General features: G+C 42.9%; 12 protein-coding genes and 2 pseudogenes. 6 read left to right on the top strand and 8 right to left on the bottom strand.

Going from position 1 to position 15,716, the window contains the following annotated elements; genetic code table 11:
• Positions 1–35 precede the first annotated feature (35 nt).
• A complete protein-coding gene (locus IM473_RS04180; RefSeq protein ID WP_287658769.1) occupies positions 36–479 on the bottom strand; it encodes a site-specific integrase in 444 nt (147 codons plus the stop codon).
• 11 nt (positions 480–490) lie between these two features.
• Positions 491–976 (bottom strand): annotated as a pseudogene (locus IM473_RS04175) (hypothetical protein); the annotation flags it as partial.
• A 245-nt stretch (positions 977–1,221) separates the two neighbouring features.
• Between IM473_RS04175 and IM473_RS04170 the strand changes: the two are divergent.
• Entirely contained in the window at positions 1,222–2,385 is a 1,164-nt protein-coding gene (locus tag IM473_RS04170) for a cysteine desulfurase family protein (RefSeq protein ID WP_287658767.1), read from the top strand.
• Positions 2,386–2,447: 62 nt separating this feature from the next.
• Here the strand turns inward: IM473_RS04170 and IM473_RS04165 are convergent, their stop codons facing one another.
• The 5 genes from IM473_RS04165 to IM473_RS04145 all read right to left on the bottom strand — a co-directional run bounded on the left by IM473_RS04165 (position 2,448) and on the right by IM473_RS04145 (position 8,983).
• Positions 2,448–3,920, bottom strand: a complete 1,473-nt coding sequence (locus tag IM473_RS04165; protein WP_287658766.1) for an NADH-quinone oxidoreductase subunit M — start codon at positions 3,918–3,920, stop codon at positions 2,448–2,450.
• Between the two features lie 237 nt (positions 3,921–4,157).
• A complete protein-coding gene (gene ribE / locus IM473_RS04160; RefSeq protein ID WP_287658765.1) occupies positions 4,158–4,829 on the bottom strand; it encodes a riboflavin synthase in 672 nt (223 codons plus the stop codon).
• Between the two features lie 15 nt (positions 4,830–4,844).
• Positions 4,845–6,140 (bottom strand): glutamate-5-semialdehyde dehydrogenase, encoded by a 1,296-nt coding sequence (proA, locus tag IM473_RS04155; protein ID WP_287658764.1) that lies wholly within the window; start codon positions 6,138–6,140, stop codon positions 4,845–4,847.
• A 368-nt stretch (positions 6,141–6,508) separates the two neighbouring features.
• Positions 6,509–7,681 carry a 1-deoxy-D-xylulose-5-phosphate reductoisomerase gene (gene dxr, locus IM473_RS04150; RefSeq protein ID WP_287658763.1) on the bottom strand — a complete coding sequence of 391 codons (1,173 nt, stop codon included), beginning with the start codon at positions 7,679–7,681 and terminating at the stop codon, positions 6,509–6,511.
• Positions 7,682–8,149: 468 nt separating this feature from the next.
• A complete protein-coding gene (locus tag IM473_RS04145; protein ID WP_002748596.1) occupies positions 8,150–8,983 on the bottom strand; it encodes an acyl-CoA desaturase in 834 nt (277 codons plus the stop codon).
• 119 nt (positions 8,984–9,102) lie between these two features.
• On the opposite strand from IM473_RS04145, the pseudogene IM473_RS22665 reads away from it, so the two are divergent.
• Together IM473_RS22665 and IM473_RS04140 are read left to right on the top strand one after the other, a co-directional pair.
• Positions 9,103–9,201, top strand: a pseudogene (locus IM473_RS22665) (aluminum resistance protein); the annotation flags it as partial.
• A gap of 207 nt (positions 9,202–9,408) precedes the next feature.
• Positions 9,409–10,695 (top strand): ABC transporter permease, encoded by a 1,287-nt coding sequence (locus IM473_RS04140; protein WP_287658762.1) that lies wholly within the window; start codon positions 9,409–9,411, stop codon positions 10,693–10,695.
• Between the two features lie 12 nt (positions 10,696–10,707).
• Here the strand turns inward: IM473_RS04140 and IM473_RS04135 are convergent, their stop codons facing one another.
• Positions 10,708–11,370 carry an ABC transporter ATP-binding protein gene (locus IM473_RS04135; RefSeq protein ID WP_287658760.1) on the bottom strand — a complete coding sequence of 221 codons (663 nt, stop codon included), beginning with the start codon at positions 11,368–11,370 and terminating at the stop codon, positions 10,708–10,710.
• Between the two features lie 576 nt (positions 11,371–11,946).
• Between IM473_RS04135 and IM473_RS04130 the strand changes: the two genes are divergently transcribed.
• From IM473_RS04130 to IM473_RS04120, 3 genes are all read left to right on the top strand, one after another.
• Positions 11,947–12,600: a hypothetical protein gene (locus tag IM473_RS04130; protein WP_287658758.1), complete on the top strand. Its 654-nt coding sequence runs from the start codon at positions 11,947–11,949 to the stop codon at positions 12,598–12,600.
• Positions 12,601–13,315: 715 nt separating this feature from the next.
• Positions 13,316–13,645: a hypothetical protein gene (locus IM473_RS04125; protein ID WP_287658757.1), complete on the top strand. Its 330-nt coding sequence runs from the start codon at positions 13,316–13,318 to the stop codon at positions 13,643–13,645.
• 328 nt (positions 13,646–13,973) lie between these two features.
• Entirely contained in the window at positions 13,974–15,587 is a 1,614-nt protein-coding gene (locus IM473_RS04120; protein ID WP_287658755.1) for a cytochrome b5-like heme/steroid binding domain-containing protein, read from the top strand.
• Positions 15,588–15,716 lie beyond the last annotated feature (129 nt).

Here is a 15,716-nt window from a genome sequence, read left to right as displayed (position 1 = left end):
CAGCCAGAGGGTGGGGGATTGCCCCTCGGTTAAAATCACCAAATATCCGACATATCTTCAGTCAATGGGTCATCGTATCGCTTTAGGGTTTCCAGCCATTCACTCATTTCTTCCTTGATGGTTTCTTTAAGTTCTCGCAAATCATCTTTATCTATTAAGCCTTTTTCAAGTAAGAAAGTGTAGAACTTTTTCAGACTACCTGCGTTAGCCTTGATACTTGATTGACTGGCCCACAGTGCCTTTTTGATAAACCAATAACCCAAAAAGTCACTGACCATATCTACCCCGTCTTTAGCTTCTACGGCATCTTCATAGAGTAAATATTCGTTGATATAAAAATCTATATTTGAAACATGATTATTAATGGTTTTTTCCGACAGACCTGATGATTCTAGCCAACTCTCAAAATCCTTTAGTAATTCATGATTGGCTTTTCTTATCTTTTGACAATCGGCTTCGTATTTCTGGGAATCATCCATCAGACATTTCTCTCCGGCGACAAAGTTGAAGCAACAGAGATATGATAGTTGCTTCCTAGCTCTTTTAACTCAAAATCCACAATCATTCGCCTGTTTTCCGAAAAATAACGGTTTTTCCTGGGGATTAGCTCCTCGATTAGCCCTTGAATCTCCGCCTTGAGCTTTTCATCTCCGTTAAGAAGGTCTTTGTTAAAAACTCGGTCTATCACCCCTTGCCGCTCTGATTCGGGGGACAACGCCAGATTCCAAGCGATTGTCCCTAGGGTCAGCAGTCTTTGCATGGACTCCTTCGTTTCACTGGGTTCACGGTAAGGCTCGACAAAATCCTCGAGAACTTCCGACATTTTGACTTCCCCGGAAGGAGAGACGACAATTTCTTTGAAAGGCAAGGACTCTTGTTTTAATTTCTTCTCAAAGCTTTTCAAGGGTTTTTGGTATCCTTGGGACATTTTCTGCAGCCTGAGCAGTTCACTAAATGTCTTCGATTTTTTAGCCATGATTGAGCGGGAAAATATGTGTTATTAATCCTGTTGGGTTACTGAACAACATTGGGATAGGGGAATTGTAACTGCTGTCAGGGAGCGATTGCGCTCTCATTATTAAATCTTAAAGTTCTGGCCTGAGTCGTAAGCTGTTGACTAATATCCGATACTTTTTTGTTAACATGGATTAGCAATACACTTTCAGAGATTCTCTTAAAACAGGGGATATATCCTTCTCAAATCCCCCGCAGGGGAAAAATATGTCTCAAAAGCCGATTTATCTAGATTGCCACGCCACGACACCGATGGAGCCGCAGGTTCTGGCGGCGATGTTACCCTATTTTACCGAACACTTTGGTAATGCCAGTAGTATTAATCATGTCTATGGTTGGACGGCCGAGGCCGCGGTTAAACAGGCACGAGAAACAATCGCCGCTGCTATTAATAGTAGTCCCGAAGAAATTATTTTTACCAGTGGAGCAACGGAGGCCAATAACCTGGCTATCAAAGGGGTTGCCGAAGCTTATTTCGCCAAGGGACGGCATATAGTTACGCTGATGACAGAACATCGGGCCGTTTTAGATCCCTGTCATTATCTGGAAAAATTGGGTTTTGAGGTGACAATTTTACCCGTCGGTGCTGATGGCTTAATTGACTTGGAATTACTAGAAAAATCTTTACGTCCTGACACGATTTTGCTGTCAATTATGGCGGCTAATAACGAGATTGGGGTGATTCAACCTTTAGCGGCAATTGGGGCGATTTGTCGCCAGTATCAGGTACTTTTTCATACGGATGCGGCCCAAGCAATCGGGAAAATTCCCCTAGATGTGGAGGAAATGAATATAGATCTGATGTCCTTAACTGCCCACAAAGTCCACGGACCGAAGGGAATCGGTGCGCTGTACGTCCGGCGCCGGAACCCCAGAGTTCGTCTTGCCGCTCAAATTCAAGGGGGAGGCCAGGAAAAAGGACTGCGATCGGGTACAATATTTACACCACAAATTGTCGGTTTTGCCAAGGCGGTAGAATTGGGCATCAAAGCGATTGAAGAAGATACCAGCTACTTAAATCAGTTAAAAGCCCGTTTATGGGAGATTATCAGTCAATTAGACAGAATTTATCTCAATGGTCATCCTAGCCAAAGATTAGCCGGAAATTTAAATATTAGTATTGAAGGGGTGGACGGTGCGGCGTTATTGTTAGGATTACAGCCAATAGTGGCTCTTTCCTCCGGTTCTGCCTGTTCTTCTAGCCATACCGCCCCCTCTCACGTTTTAACTGCCTTGGGTCGCCCCGAATCTCTCGCTTATGCTTCCCTGCGCTTCGGGTTGAGTCGTTTTAATACTTTAGAAGAAATTGAACTGGTGGGGGAACAGGTGGTTTTAACGGTTAATTCCCTCCGCAAAGCCAAAAATTTTTGACGTTTCGGCACCTATCCACAAGTTAGTTTCGGTCTAGGTTTAAAAAATTCCGGAAAAGGTGTCTATGATTGCTTTTGACTGATTGCCGTGCCAGTTAATAACATTGATGCTTGGTTTTCAGTCCAGTGAATCATCCAACTCGGTTGTAATCCCAAAACAATAATAAATAAAGCCAAAGCAATTTCGGGAAATCTTTCGGGCCAGGTACTGCGAGGAATGCGCGATAATTCAGGGGTTAAACGACCAAAGAAAACCCGATTAATCATCAGGAGAAAATATACTGCGGTTAAACCACTAGCAACCAAACATAAGAGCGTTTGTATCGGAAAAATCGGGAAACTGCCACGAAAGACCAAAAATTCGGCGATAAATCCCACCATTCCGGGGATGCCGGCGCTGGCCATAGCCGCTAAAATCATTAACATTCCCGTGATTGGTAAACCTCTTTCTGGATTTAATAAACCGCGTAGATAATCCACATCCCGGCTGCCGGTTTTTTTATACACTACTCCCACCAACAAAAATAACAAAGCGGAAATTAAACCGTGACTAATCATCTGCAAAATCGCCGCGGTGATGCTTAATCTGGTGGTGGCCGCCGCCGCTAGTAAAATATAGGCCATGTGGGAAATGGAAGAATAGGCGACCACTTTTTTCATATCCTTTTGGGCAATAGCGCAACTGGCCCCGTAGAGGGCGCTGATAGCTGCTATCGTTGCTAACCAAGGGGCGATAGTCACCCAAGCATCGAGAAATAAACCGACTCCAAAGCGCAGCAGTCCATAGGTTCCTAATTTGAGTAATATTCCCGCTAAAAGCACAGAAACGGGGGTAGATGCCTCGACGTGGGCATCCGGTAGCCAAGTATGAAAGGGAAAAATCGGGATTTTGATGGCTAATCCAATCAGAAGGGGGATGAGGAGCAGTAATTGGGTTTTAACGTCTAAATTATTCGATAAAAGGGGATTATAGGCGAAATTATTAGCACCGGTTAGCCAAACTAAGCCGAGGAAAGAGATTAGCACTAAAAAGCCTGAAATTGCCGTGTATAATAAAAATTTCATGCCCGCATAACCGCGTCTTTGACCCCCCCAAATGGCAATGAGAAGGTAAAGCGGGACGATTTCTAATTCGTAAAATAGGAAAAATAGCAGTAAATCTTGCGCTAGAAAGGCCCCCGCTACTCCGGCATTGAGTAACAAGAGCAGAGAATAGTAAAATCTCGGTCGGTTAACCTCTGTACCACTAGCATAAAGAGCAATTATTGTCAAGATGCTGTTAAGAAAAAGTAATGAAAATGATAAGCCATCGACACCGAGGGCATAATTGAAACCGAGGAAATTAATCCAAGGCAGGTTAACCGTGAACTGCATTTGCGGGTTACTAGGGTCAAATTGCCAGCCAAGGAGAATATTCAGCAGTAAGAGAACGACAGAAAGAGTTAGAGCTAATCCTCGCACTTTTTTCGCCTCTAGAGGCGTGTAGGCAATCAGTATCGCCCCTATAATCGGTAGCCAAATAAAAGCGTTCAGCATTCTTTACTTTAATGGCGATGATAAACCTTCCCATTATTGCCTGAGCGGTCAATCTTTAGCAAGATAAGCTGTTAAACATTTAACTGGAGTTTAGACTAATTCCGTCACGCCACTCCTAGGTTGAGCTTAAGGGGTAGGTTTGCTCGAATCCCTTGAAACTGGAGTTTAGACTAAATTTTCCAAAAATCAACCCTAACCAGTTCAGGCTCAATAGCTGAAAAGGCTTTTTCTGGAAAACTAATAACCATGTTCAGCCAGAAATTCTAGGCTAATCTCGCTAGGAGGATGATAAGAGCGCATTCTTAGCAATTTTTCCACATATTTGCCTAAAATATCCCCTTCTAGATTCACCCAATCGCCTAATTTTAAATGGGAAAGATTGGTTTCGGCGTAGGTGTGGGGGATGACAGCCACTTTAAACCAGCTACCGTAGGCATCACAATCGGCCACGGTTAAACTAATGCCATTAACAGCTATACTGCCCTTACCGACGATATAACGAGCTATGTAGTTATTCCACTGCTCTTCTAGTGAACTAGGCGCAGCAAAGGTCATTTCCCAAGAATTAGCCACGATTATCGATTCGACTAAACAGCCAATACCGTCCACATGACCGGTGACAAAATGACCGCCGATTTTACTACCCACCCGCAGAGAGGTTTCTAGGTTAACGTTGGTTTCTGTGTGAATTCTTCGTCCCAAAGTAGTGCGCTGTAGGGTTTCTGGGGAAGCAGTGGCCAGAAAACCCTCTGGGAGAATTTCCTCAACTGTCAAACAAACCCCATCCACAGCCACACTATCACCAATCATTAAATCGTGGAGAATTGTATCAGAGGATACAGACAAATAGAGTCTATCAGTATGCACGACCCGAATTGTTGCCAAGGCTTGAATTAATCCTGTAAACATCTGCTTTTTTCTCGACTATAAATCCTGATGAGTGAAAGATTGGGCATTTTCCCCAGAATAATCGGCGACAATATGACCATCTCCCACTAATTGATATTTGTAGGTCACTAATCCCTCTAATCCCACCGGACCGCGGGGGGGCATTTTTTGGGTACTGATACCCACTTCGGCCCCAAAACCGTAACGGAAACCATCGGCAAATCGGGTGGAACAATTATGAAAAACTCCGGCGGCATCGACTCGATCGCTAAAGGTTTTGGCCGTGTTAAAATTTTCGCTGACAATGGCTTCCGTGTGTCGAGAACCGTAATAATTAATATGTTCGATTGCCGATTCTAGACTATCGACAATTTTAATTGACAGGATTAAATCACTATATTCTGTTTGCCAGTCCTGTTCTGTGGCCGATGGTACGTTAATCATCTGACAAGTTGCTTCATCTCCCAATAATTTAACCTTTTTTTCCTCCAATGCCTGGGCGACTGCAGGTAAAAATTGTCTAGCGATATCTTGATGAACCAATAAAGTTTCAATGGTATTACAAGCGGCAGGATATTGGGTTTTGCCATCGACGGTAATCCTAATTGCCTTGCTTAAATCGGCTTCTTTGTCGATGTAGAGATGACAGATACCATCGGCGTGACCAAGGACAGGAATGCGGGTATTATTTTGGATATAACGCACAAATTCGTTAGAACCTCTAGGAATTATTAAATCGATGTATTGATCAAGTTTTAAGAGTTCCTGAATTTCTTCTCGTGTTGTTAATAATCGTACCGCCGCCGGATTAACTTTAGTTTGACTCAATGCCTGATGAATAATTGTTACTAAAGCTTGACAAGAACGGATCGCTTCTTTCCCCCCTTTTAAAATAACGCCATTACCAGATTTAATCGCTAAACTGGTAATTTGAATTAAAGCATCGGGACGAGCTTCAAAAATAACGCCTAAAACCCCTAAAGGACAGGTTATTCTCCGAAGAATTAAACCTTGATCTAATTCCCGATTAATTTGCATCGTAGCTAAAGGATCTGCTAATTTAGCCACATCTCGCACCCCGGCAATAGCGGCTTTTAATTTGCCCGGACTTAACTCTAATCGCGCACATAAAGCCGGAGATAATTGCATCGCTTTGGCAGTTTGAACATCGGCGATATTAGCTTCTAGTATCTGATCGGCATTGGCAGTTAAAGCCTCAGCAATAGCCTCTAAAGCTTCATTCCTTTCTTCGTTAGTCAGGATAGCCAGTTGACGACTCGCTTGACGGGTTTCTCGTGCGATTTCGGGCAGGGATAGAGAAGTTGTAACCATAGAAAATTAAAAGTAATAACCGCTATCTTGTTTATTTTATCTTATTTTTGATCAAGTTTCAGGGTCATTACACCTCATTGTAAAAATCAAAAATTGTTGTTAGGGTTAGGAGTCAGTAGTCAGGAGAATTAAGAATGAATAATAGTCAATTAAATGGTCTGTTTACAGATTTTAGGCAATTTAATCCTTATTTTTGCCGTTTTTGAACCCTCAAAAATTAATTAGTCAAGAGGTTTATTGAAGGTTATCAACTTTTGTCATGATCATCATAAATCTAGTTAACTAGAAAAAATAGCCGAAATTAGTGATTTTTCTATCCTATATCTGTAGAGACATTATAGTTAACATCCCTACAGGATCTAGACTATCTAGACCGGATTGGCAATCAGACAGTTAGATACCTCTTGACGCGCCCAATTATCGGCGGCTAAAATATCATCTAGGCTAGGGGTAGAACTGTTATGAATTGTAAAGTGATCGCAAACTTTTTCGATCACCCGGGGAATATCTAAGAAGCTAATCTTTTCTTCTAAAAATAATGCTACCGCTTGTTCATTGGCTGCGTTTAATACTGCTGGCATTGCCCCACCCGCGCGCCCAGCTGCGTAGGCTAATCCCATACAGGGATATTTTTGATGATCGGGTTCTTTGAAGGTTAAACTGCCGGCTTTAACTAAATTTAAAGGTTCCCAATCGGTATAAATTCTTTCGGGCCAAGACAAGGCATATAACAGGGGTAAACGCATATCGGGCCAGCCTAATTGGGCTAAAACAGAGGTGTCCTGTAACTCAATTAAAGAGTGAATAATACTTTGGGGATGAATAACAATATCGATCGCATTATAATCGACACCAAATAAATAATGAGCTTCGATAACTTCTAGACCTTTATTCATTAAAGTAGCCGAATCGATGGTGATTTTTCTGCCCATAGACCAGTTAGGATGTTTGAGGGCATCAGCTACGGTTACTTGTGGCAATTTTTCCACGGGTAAATCGCGAAAAGCACCCCCAGAAGCGGTGAGAATAATCTTTTTTAATCCCCCAGTGGGAACTCCCTGTAAACATTGAAAAATAGCTGAATGTTCCGAGTCAGCAGGTAATAATTTAACTCCGTGTTTTTCCACTAAAGGCAGCACCACCGGACCGCCAGCAATCAGGGTTTCTTTATTAGCGAGGGCGATATCTTTACCGGCAGTAATAGCGGCAATTGTCGGCAGCAATCCCGCACAACCGACAATTCCCGTGACGACGCTTTCGGAATCGCCATAACGGGCCACTTCGATTACTCCTTCCTTTCCTGCTAGGATAATCGGGGTATAGTCAAGGTCGGAAATTAGGCTTTTTAGGTCTTCTAGTTGACTTTCGTTATTAATCGCCACGATTTGCGGGCGAAATTGCCGAATTTGCTCCGATAGTAGTTGAATATTATTACCCGTGGCTAATCCCACCACTTGAAACTTATCGGGATGATCGGTGACAATATCGAGAGTTTGAGTGCCGATCGAGCCTGTAGAGCCTAAAATCGAGATTTTTTTCATTAGAAACTTAATATAATTTGGGGATTAGCTTTTAATATACGTTCTCTGGGGTCCCTCCGGCACATCAGCGTAAATATTAAACATTTGTTAAAAAAGTTGATAGTTTGACCTTTTTATGCTACGGGTTAGAGAAAGTTAGCGATAGAGATGGTGACAGAGAAGAAATCGAATAGAAAGGCCAATGGATTAGGCTGTCTAGCGGGGGGTCTTGTTTTTTGCCTCTTATTTCCCCTGTGTGTTTACGTTTTTGGTTGGTTATCCTTCGCTGTTGGGATGAGTTCGGTAGGGGGATCAATCATGATGGGGATTCTGTCCTTAACTCTTTTATTTGGGGGAGGATTGGCATTACCTATATTCCTCAGTTATGCCGTGGGAAAAGCTGTTAGATTTGGGTTAAGTCGGAGAAAAAATAACCGAACTTAAACATAAGTTCGGCTAGATTATAATCTATTTAACAACTGGATAAAACTAACTTTCTGTCGCCGTTGCTGTGGTGGGAGGCAACTTAATATTAGTGGCTAGTCCCAGAATTTGCAGCAGACGAATGGTCATCCAAGTCAGGTCAACTTCCCACCATTGTAGGCCATGACGGGCAGAATACTGATAGGCATGGTGATTATTGTGCCAACCTTCACCGAAAGTTAAGAGAGCAACCCACCAACAATTTTTAGAATTATCGTGGGACTCATGGCTAACATAACCAAATTTGTGGGTGGCGCTGTTGACAAACCAAGTGGAGTGGAAAACTAAGACCAAGCGAACAAAAATTCCCCAAATTACAAACGGCCAACCACCCATAGCATAGAGAATTAAGCCTAAAACAATTTGGATAGGAACAAAATAATTTTGACAGAATTTATAGAAAGGATCGTCGGCGATATCTTGGGTAAAACGGGCAATTTCTTCGTCGGCAGGAATTTCGTGCAGCATCCAACCCATGTGACTCCACCAGAAACCTTTATTAGAATCGTGGGGATCGGGAGCAGTATCAGAATATTTATGATGAATACGATGTAAACCTATCCATGCGATCGCACCCCCCTGACAAGCGAGGGTCCCGCACAAAACCAGAAAGTATTCTAACCATTTGGGAGTCTTAAAACTCCGATGGGAGACCAAACGATGAAAACCGAGGGTAATTCCTAAACCCCCGGTAATCCAATAAAGAATCAATGTCACTCCCACAGCACCCCAGCTAAAATTGCCAGGCAAGAAGGCTAAAAGAGCCACTAAGTGGATAAAAGCCATGTAGATGAGAGTCACCCAGTCAATGGGAAGTTTTTCGGAAGTCGCAACAGTCATTGAATAACCCAAAGGGAAACAACAGGAGACAGAGCATCATTGTCTTATCTGTCTCGATTTGACACAGGGGGAACTTTGACGCTTAATAAATAGTAACAAATATCACAGTCTATTGTTTGATGGATATCCCCTCTCTACTCCACAGGGCAGAAAAGGCCTTACTCCCCATCTTTTCGGAAATTGACGCACAGGTCAAGGAAAATCTCGCTAAAATCTTATTGGGAAAGTATGGCGAAGCGATTGATTTCCCTAAGTGAGGGTTTTTATAGGCAATGCTATCGGACGGGAAAGCCCCAGTCAATACAGCCTCATCTCTTCTAGAAACAGTAAATAAGGTAATTTATAGACAAAAAAAGATAAATAAGTCCCAAATATCTCTTTTATCCCCTCAGAACTCTATATTTAGCCAGATTACATCGAACTCAATGACTCTTAACTTACCTAAACAAATAGTTCAGACTAATCATCCTCATCCCGTGGCGATCGGCGAAATTGTCTCGATAGCGATCGAAGCTCTCTGGAGTAATAAACTGCGGACTTTGTTAACCATGTTAGGGGTGATTATTGGCATTGCCTCCGTGATTGCTCTCACCTCCGTAGGCCAAGGAGTACAAAAAGCCACCGAACAAAAAATTCAATCTCTAGGTACTAATGTTTTACAAATTTTACCCGGAGAAGCCAGAACCGGGGGGATTAGTCTCGGCCGCGGTTCCAGTAGTACCTTAATCTGGGAAGATGCCAAAGTTATTCAAAATCAAGTTCCTGGTGTGCAGGTGGTCTCCGCCTATCTGCAGCGTCCAGCACCAGTGGTGGCGGGCCAGGTCAATCATGCCACTAATGTGGTGGGAATCGATCTCAACTACATGAAAGCCAGAAATACAGAACTCAGCCAAGGTCGATTTTTTACCGAGGAAGAAATGGCACAGGCGACACCAGTGGCGATTTTAGGCTCGACTCTGTTAACAGAACTCTTTGGCGATGATACTAATCCTATCGGCAAAAAGCTTTGGATTGAAAGAAAAAATAGTTACGAAATTATTGGGGTATTTGAGCCAAAAGGTGCCGAAGGTTCGATTGATCGCGACGATCAGGTCTTTATTCCTCTGAGCAATATGTCTTCTCGTCTGGTGGGCAATAATTCTTTAAGTGGTAAGGCTGTTAACGGCATTTATGTCAAAGTTGACCAGCAAGATCAGATGAAAAATGCCGAGTATCAAATTACTAATCTTTTGCGTCAGCGTCACAATCTCGCCGCTTCTCAAACCGATGATTTTAGCATTAGAAACCAAACAGATGTGGTCAAAACCTTGACCACGGTAGTGGGTTTGTTTACAGTGATGCTAGTGGCGATCGCTGGCATTTCCTTAGTAGTCGGTGGTATTGGCATCGCTAATATCATGTTAGTTTCCGTGGTGGAACGCACTAGGGAAATCGGGATTCGCAAAGCTGTGGGGGCTACCCGTTCGGCAATCCTCCAGCAGTTTTTAGCGGAATCGGTGATGATTTCCCTGACTGGCGGCGGCATCGGTGTATTATCGGGAATTTTAGTCGCCCTCTGTAGCGCCCAGATTTTCCGATTTCCCTTTGTCTTGTCAGGTTGGTCGATAATCAGTGGATTTGGCTTATCTTTTATCGTTGGTTTGTTAGCAGGAGTAATTCCCGCCCGTTCTGCCGCTCATTTAGACCCGATTACCGCTTTACGACGGGATTGAGGCCAGTACACCCTAAAAAACGATTAAGCCATCTTGAAGACGGATCACCCGGCGAGTTTGGGCAGCTACATCAGGATCGTGGGTGACAATCACAATCGTGATCCCCTGTTGATTGAGTTCGGTTAGTAAATCCATCAGTTCTTGGGAAGTTTGTGTATCTAAGGCCCCTGTCGGCTCATCGGCCAACACCAGAGCCGGTTGATTAACTAGGGCCCGGGCGATGGCGACTCGCTGTTGTTGTCCCCCAGAAAGTTGGCTAGGCCGATTGTGGAGATAATTAGCCAATCCAACTCTAGCTAAAGCTTGCATTGCTCTTTGACGGCGCCTTGGCTTGGGAACATTGGCATAGACCATCGGCAACATGACATTTTCTAGGGCAGTGGAGCGGGACAATAAATTGAATTGTTGGAAGACAAAGCCAATCCTCTGATTGCGAATATAGGCCAGTTGGTTATCGTCCAAGTTCTTTAAGTTTCTGCCTTCTAAAATATATTGTCCCCCCGTCGGGCGATCGAGGCAGCCGATAATATTCATCAGGGTTGATTTCCCGGAACCCGAAGCTCCCATAATGGACACGTATTCCCCCGACCGAATTTCCAGATCTATGCCCCGAAGAACCGGAATTTTCACTTCCCCTAGAGAGTAAATTTTTGTAATTGTCTGCAAGAAAATCATCGTTTTTACCAGGGGTGATTTAATACCCACATTCCGCAGGTTGACAAACAAAAAAAATCATTAAACCTGAAAGCCTTTCTGTGCAAGGGCTTTATCTAATTTAGTTCACTTGAATTAATCTGTTTCTTGATATTGATAATGAATCCTCCTTATTGAGAATTTGTTGAGCAAGGCTTGTACGATATTGCTTTGCGAAAATTATCCCTCTTTTGTCAGTTTAGGAAATTTCCAGGAAATTAGGCCGTTTCAGCCCAAGATAAATCAAGGTTTGACAAAAGAGGGGGGAGCATCTCACCTTTGTAACCCCTAAATCAGGTTTTATGTCAAGCTATTTTGAAAGCCTTGCTAGAAACCAGTTTTAGGGACAAGTGTAATTACTCACTTGCATAAATAAGATACTCCCAAAGAGGGATATTTATGAAGTGGAATCTGAACTGCGGAATGTTGGATATAATCCAATTATAGTCATTTCAGATAAGTCTGATACACTCTAGACCGACAAAACCCTTATGAACTTTGGGATTGATATTCTCAATCTTAATTGAAATGACTATATGTACTAAAAACAGGAAATTCATGACAGATATTCACTCGATCATCGGTATATTCCCCTCCAATGAAGAAGCAAACATAGTTGTATTGGAGTTACAAAAAAAAGGCTTCGATATCAAAAAACTTTCATTGCTAAAAACCATTATACCCCCAAACATAGAGGGTGCAGACTTCCACCCACCTCACCCGGCAGGAATTCAACCCCCTCACCCAGAGGGGATGCAGCCTCCTTACCACCCAATGGGCATTCAACCCCCTCATCTGGAAGGAGTTCAACCTCCTGTCTCAGAAAGAGTTGAACCCCTTCATCCGGAAGGAGTTCAACCCCCCTGTCCTCATTTCTTGCCCGGAAGATTACCATCTTCAGCAGTTGGCTTGGCCTTAGTAGGAGCAGAAGCAGCTGGAATACTATTTATTCCAGGTCCTGGACCTGTTTTGATTGCCGGACCGATTGCGAGAACACTGGTAAGTTATGTGGAAAAAATGATTACTGATGGCCTTGATCCAGCCGCAATCTCAGCAACTGGGGGACTAACAGAGGGATTGGGCATTCCCAAGCATAAAGCACTGCAATACGAGGCTGAAATCAGAGCAGGCAAATATGTTTTGCTGATGTCGGGGAGTGAGGAAGATGTCAGTCAAGCTAAAAATAGCAGTGGGAGCATCTCACCTTTGTAACCCCTAAATCAGGTTTTATGTCAAGCTATTTTGAAAGCCTTGCTAGAAACCAGTTTTATGGATAAATATAATTACTCACTTGCATAAATGAGATGCTCCCAATAGCAGTCTTACTTCGCCTAAAGGGAGCATACCATTTTCGTAAAATTATTACCAATAGTAAGGCGATAGAAAGGGTTTCAGTTCGCCTGAGAATGGCTAACGTGCCAAATTGGGATGCTCCCCGCCTAAAAGATAAATTTTTGTAATCGTCTGCAAGAAAATCATCGTTTTTACCACGGGTGTTTTGGGATAATTTTGTCCTAAAAATTAGGTTAAGCACTGGAATGTCAAAAATGGCACTATGCTAACAAATATAAAGTAAATTTTTTCAGTGCTGGTTGACTATCAACTGCTATTTTTATCGGTAAGTTACAATTATGTCCACATTTAAAGATGAATGTATCCAATTTTGTCTGCTTTCTGGGAGTTATCTCAACTAAGTAGTCGTGCAAAATAAATTTCCTAGTGAAGACAGGCAATAGGCAATAGGCAATAGGCAAGGGGGGGTTAGATATGTGTAATTAATTTTGCTTAGGTAATTATGTACTTGATTAAAACTCTTTTTTTGCTCAAGAGAGGCAATTATTAAGAAATAAAAAATATCTGGAATCACCAGCAAATAGTGAGAATATAATAAAAGAACTAAATAGTAAATATACGGAGAAATCAATCAATGTTAACACCAAGACATCCTCACCCCCCCGCTGCCCCGCAAAGCCCTCCTCCTGGTGTGCCGCAAAGTCCTCCTCCTGGAGCGCATCAAGGGTTTCCACCTGGTGGACCCCAGAACAATCCTCCGGGGACACCGCAGCCCTTTGCACCAGCTGGGGCAGGACAGGCCAATCTACCGCGTCTAACAGAACAAGATCAAGAACTCTTAAAACAATTACTCGGTAATGATGAACAGGCTCAAGCTTTAGGGGGAATGTTACAAAACTCACCGCCAGAAATTGCCGCTTTGGGTTATTTAATCTTACGAGTATTTGAACGGAGTCAGTCCTAGTTAGTTGGTCTGGTTCTTCGGTTGCTTGTCTGCTTACCAAAGAGCAGAAATGTCATAGTTGCCGAAGAACTTTTATACCGTTTTTTTGAGATAGAACAATTTTGGCAATTCCTAATTTTTCCCTGATAACATAGTTATTTCCCTCTATAAGCCCTGGGAATTTACCTTTAGCACCTCTCAAAAAAACATTTTTAGATCCCATCCTACTCCGTCAATCCCTATCTACACAACCCCAGAGACTTAAGAGAGCCTTATCTTGATTTTCCCCGCCAGCTTAGGTCAGGATTCTGCCAGAGAAAATATAGTCAAACGAGGATAAAAATTTACCATGAACTCAGAACAAGAAATCAATACTCCTCAAAACGTCCCAGCACCAACACCATTTCCTAATCAGTCGGGAGTGATGCCCTCATTGCCGCCCACAGATGCCGGCCGGGGGGCGCCTCATAATCAAGGTGGAGTCAGTCCCTTCATGCCGCCCCCCTTGCCAGGAGATATCGAACCACCGCCCCATCCCCCCGACGGTACACCCTTGCCGAATGTCTGGATTTATGAAGGAGAAGCCTATGATCTCACGGAATTTATTGCCAAGCATCCAGGGGGACAATTTTTTATTGGACGTACCAAGAACAGAGATATAACCACGATTGTCAATATCTTTCATCCCAATCCTGAAAGAGTCAAAAAAGTCCTGCAAAAATATTCCCTTGGACAACAGGGAAGACCAGAGCATATTCATCCTAAATACAACGCTCCTGCCTTCTTATTTAAAGAGCATTTCAACGGTTGGCGGGATACCCCTCGCTATGATTTCCGCAACCCAGAACAATTGCTTAATAAGATTAAAGCCAGAGTTTACTCTCCAGAATTTAAACAGAAAGTGGCACGCATGGATTTTCTGTTTAATGTGATCAGTATCTGTCTTTTTCTTATCTATTTTGTAGTGCAGGGGCTGTACTTAGAGGCCAGACAGTATATGCCGATTTACCTATTTGTGCCTCTCATCGCTATGCTAAGAATCGCCCTAGCAGGGGTAGGTCACTACCTAATTCATCGGCCACAAGTGGGATTAAACAAGGTATTTGCCAATATTTTTGATATTAACTACGTTCCCCTCGCTTTAGTAGTAATAGACGGTCATACTTTACTGCATCATCCTTTTACCCAAACCGATGTTGATATCAAAAAGAATGTTTTCACCTTCATGTTAGAATTGCCTCGTTTTTATCGAGTTCCAGTACATACATTCCATAAAATAGGTCATGTGGTTACGGGAATGTTTGTTCGCATTATGGAATTATGTATCCTCGCTTTTAAAGCAGGTGTTAAGAATATGTATGGCAGTTGGCAGCTGGGATTACCCCATTTTTTAGGTAGTTTTGGTATTCACTTATTACTATTAATCGAACTGGTTATCTTTTGTCTGTACGGTCAATTTTGGGCTTGGTTAGCGCAGTTTTTCCTTACGCTCTGGATTAGCACTTTTATGATTGTGGCTAGTCATGATTTTGAAGCCGAAGAACCGCCAATAGATCCTATGGCACCACCTCAATGGGAAAACCAAGATTGGGCGGTTATGCAGATTAAAAATTCCTACGATTTGACCATGGTAGGTAATAAGTATATTGACTGTTTTCTCTCGGCGGGCTTGGCTCCCCACCGGGTGCATCACGTTCTTCCCCAACAAAAAAGTGGTTTTGCCAATATCATCAGTGAAGATATTGTCCGGGAAGAATCGGAAAAATTCGGAGTTGAATGGGCGGCACCTCAAAACTTCTTTTTTGACCGCCTACCAGGGCTAATTAAATACTATCTAGCCGTGCCATCCCGATTAGCCAAAGAGAAAGAGTTAGGCTTATTGAAAGAACATTTTCACCCGCAAGCCTTAAGAACAACCCTAGACTATATTGTCAAAGGTTGGGCTGGCATTGGTTCGATTTGAGCCGACAAAAACCAGAAATTCTGGCGGAAAGTTTCGGGAAAATTATTGGGCATCTTACGGATATAATAAAGACCCAGACTTTTCCCTAGCTTTCCAGGCAATTGGTTGACAGAAACCCTCCCTATAATA

Source organism: Microcystis sp. M015S2 (assembly GCF_020245945.1).
Classification (GTDB): domain Bacteria; phylum Cyanobacteriota; class Cyanobacteriia; order Cyanobacteriales; family Microcystaceae; genus Microcystis.
Note: the sequence above shows the minus strand (reverse complement) of the source record. Positions and strands in the feature narration are given on the sequence as shown.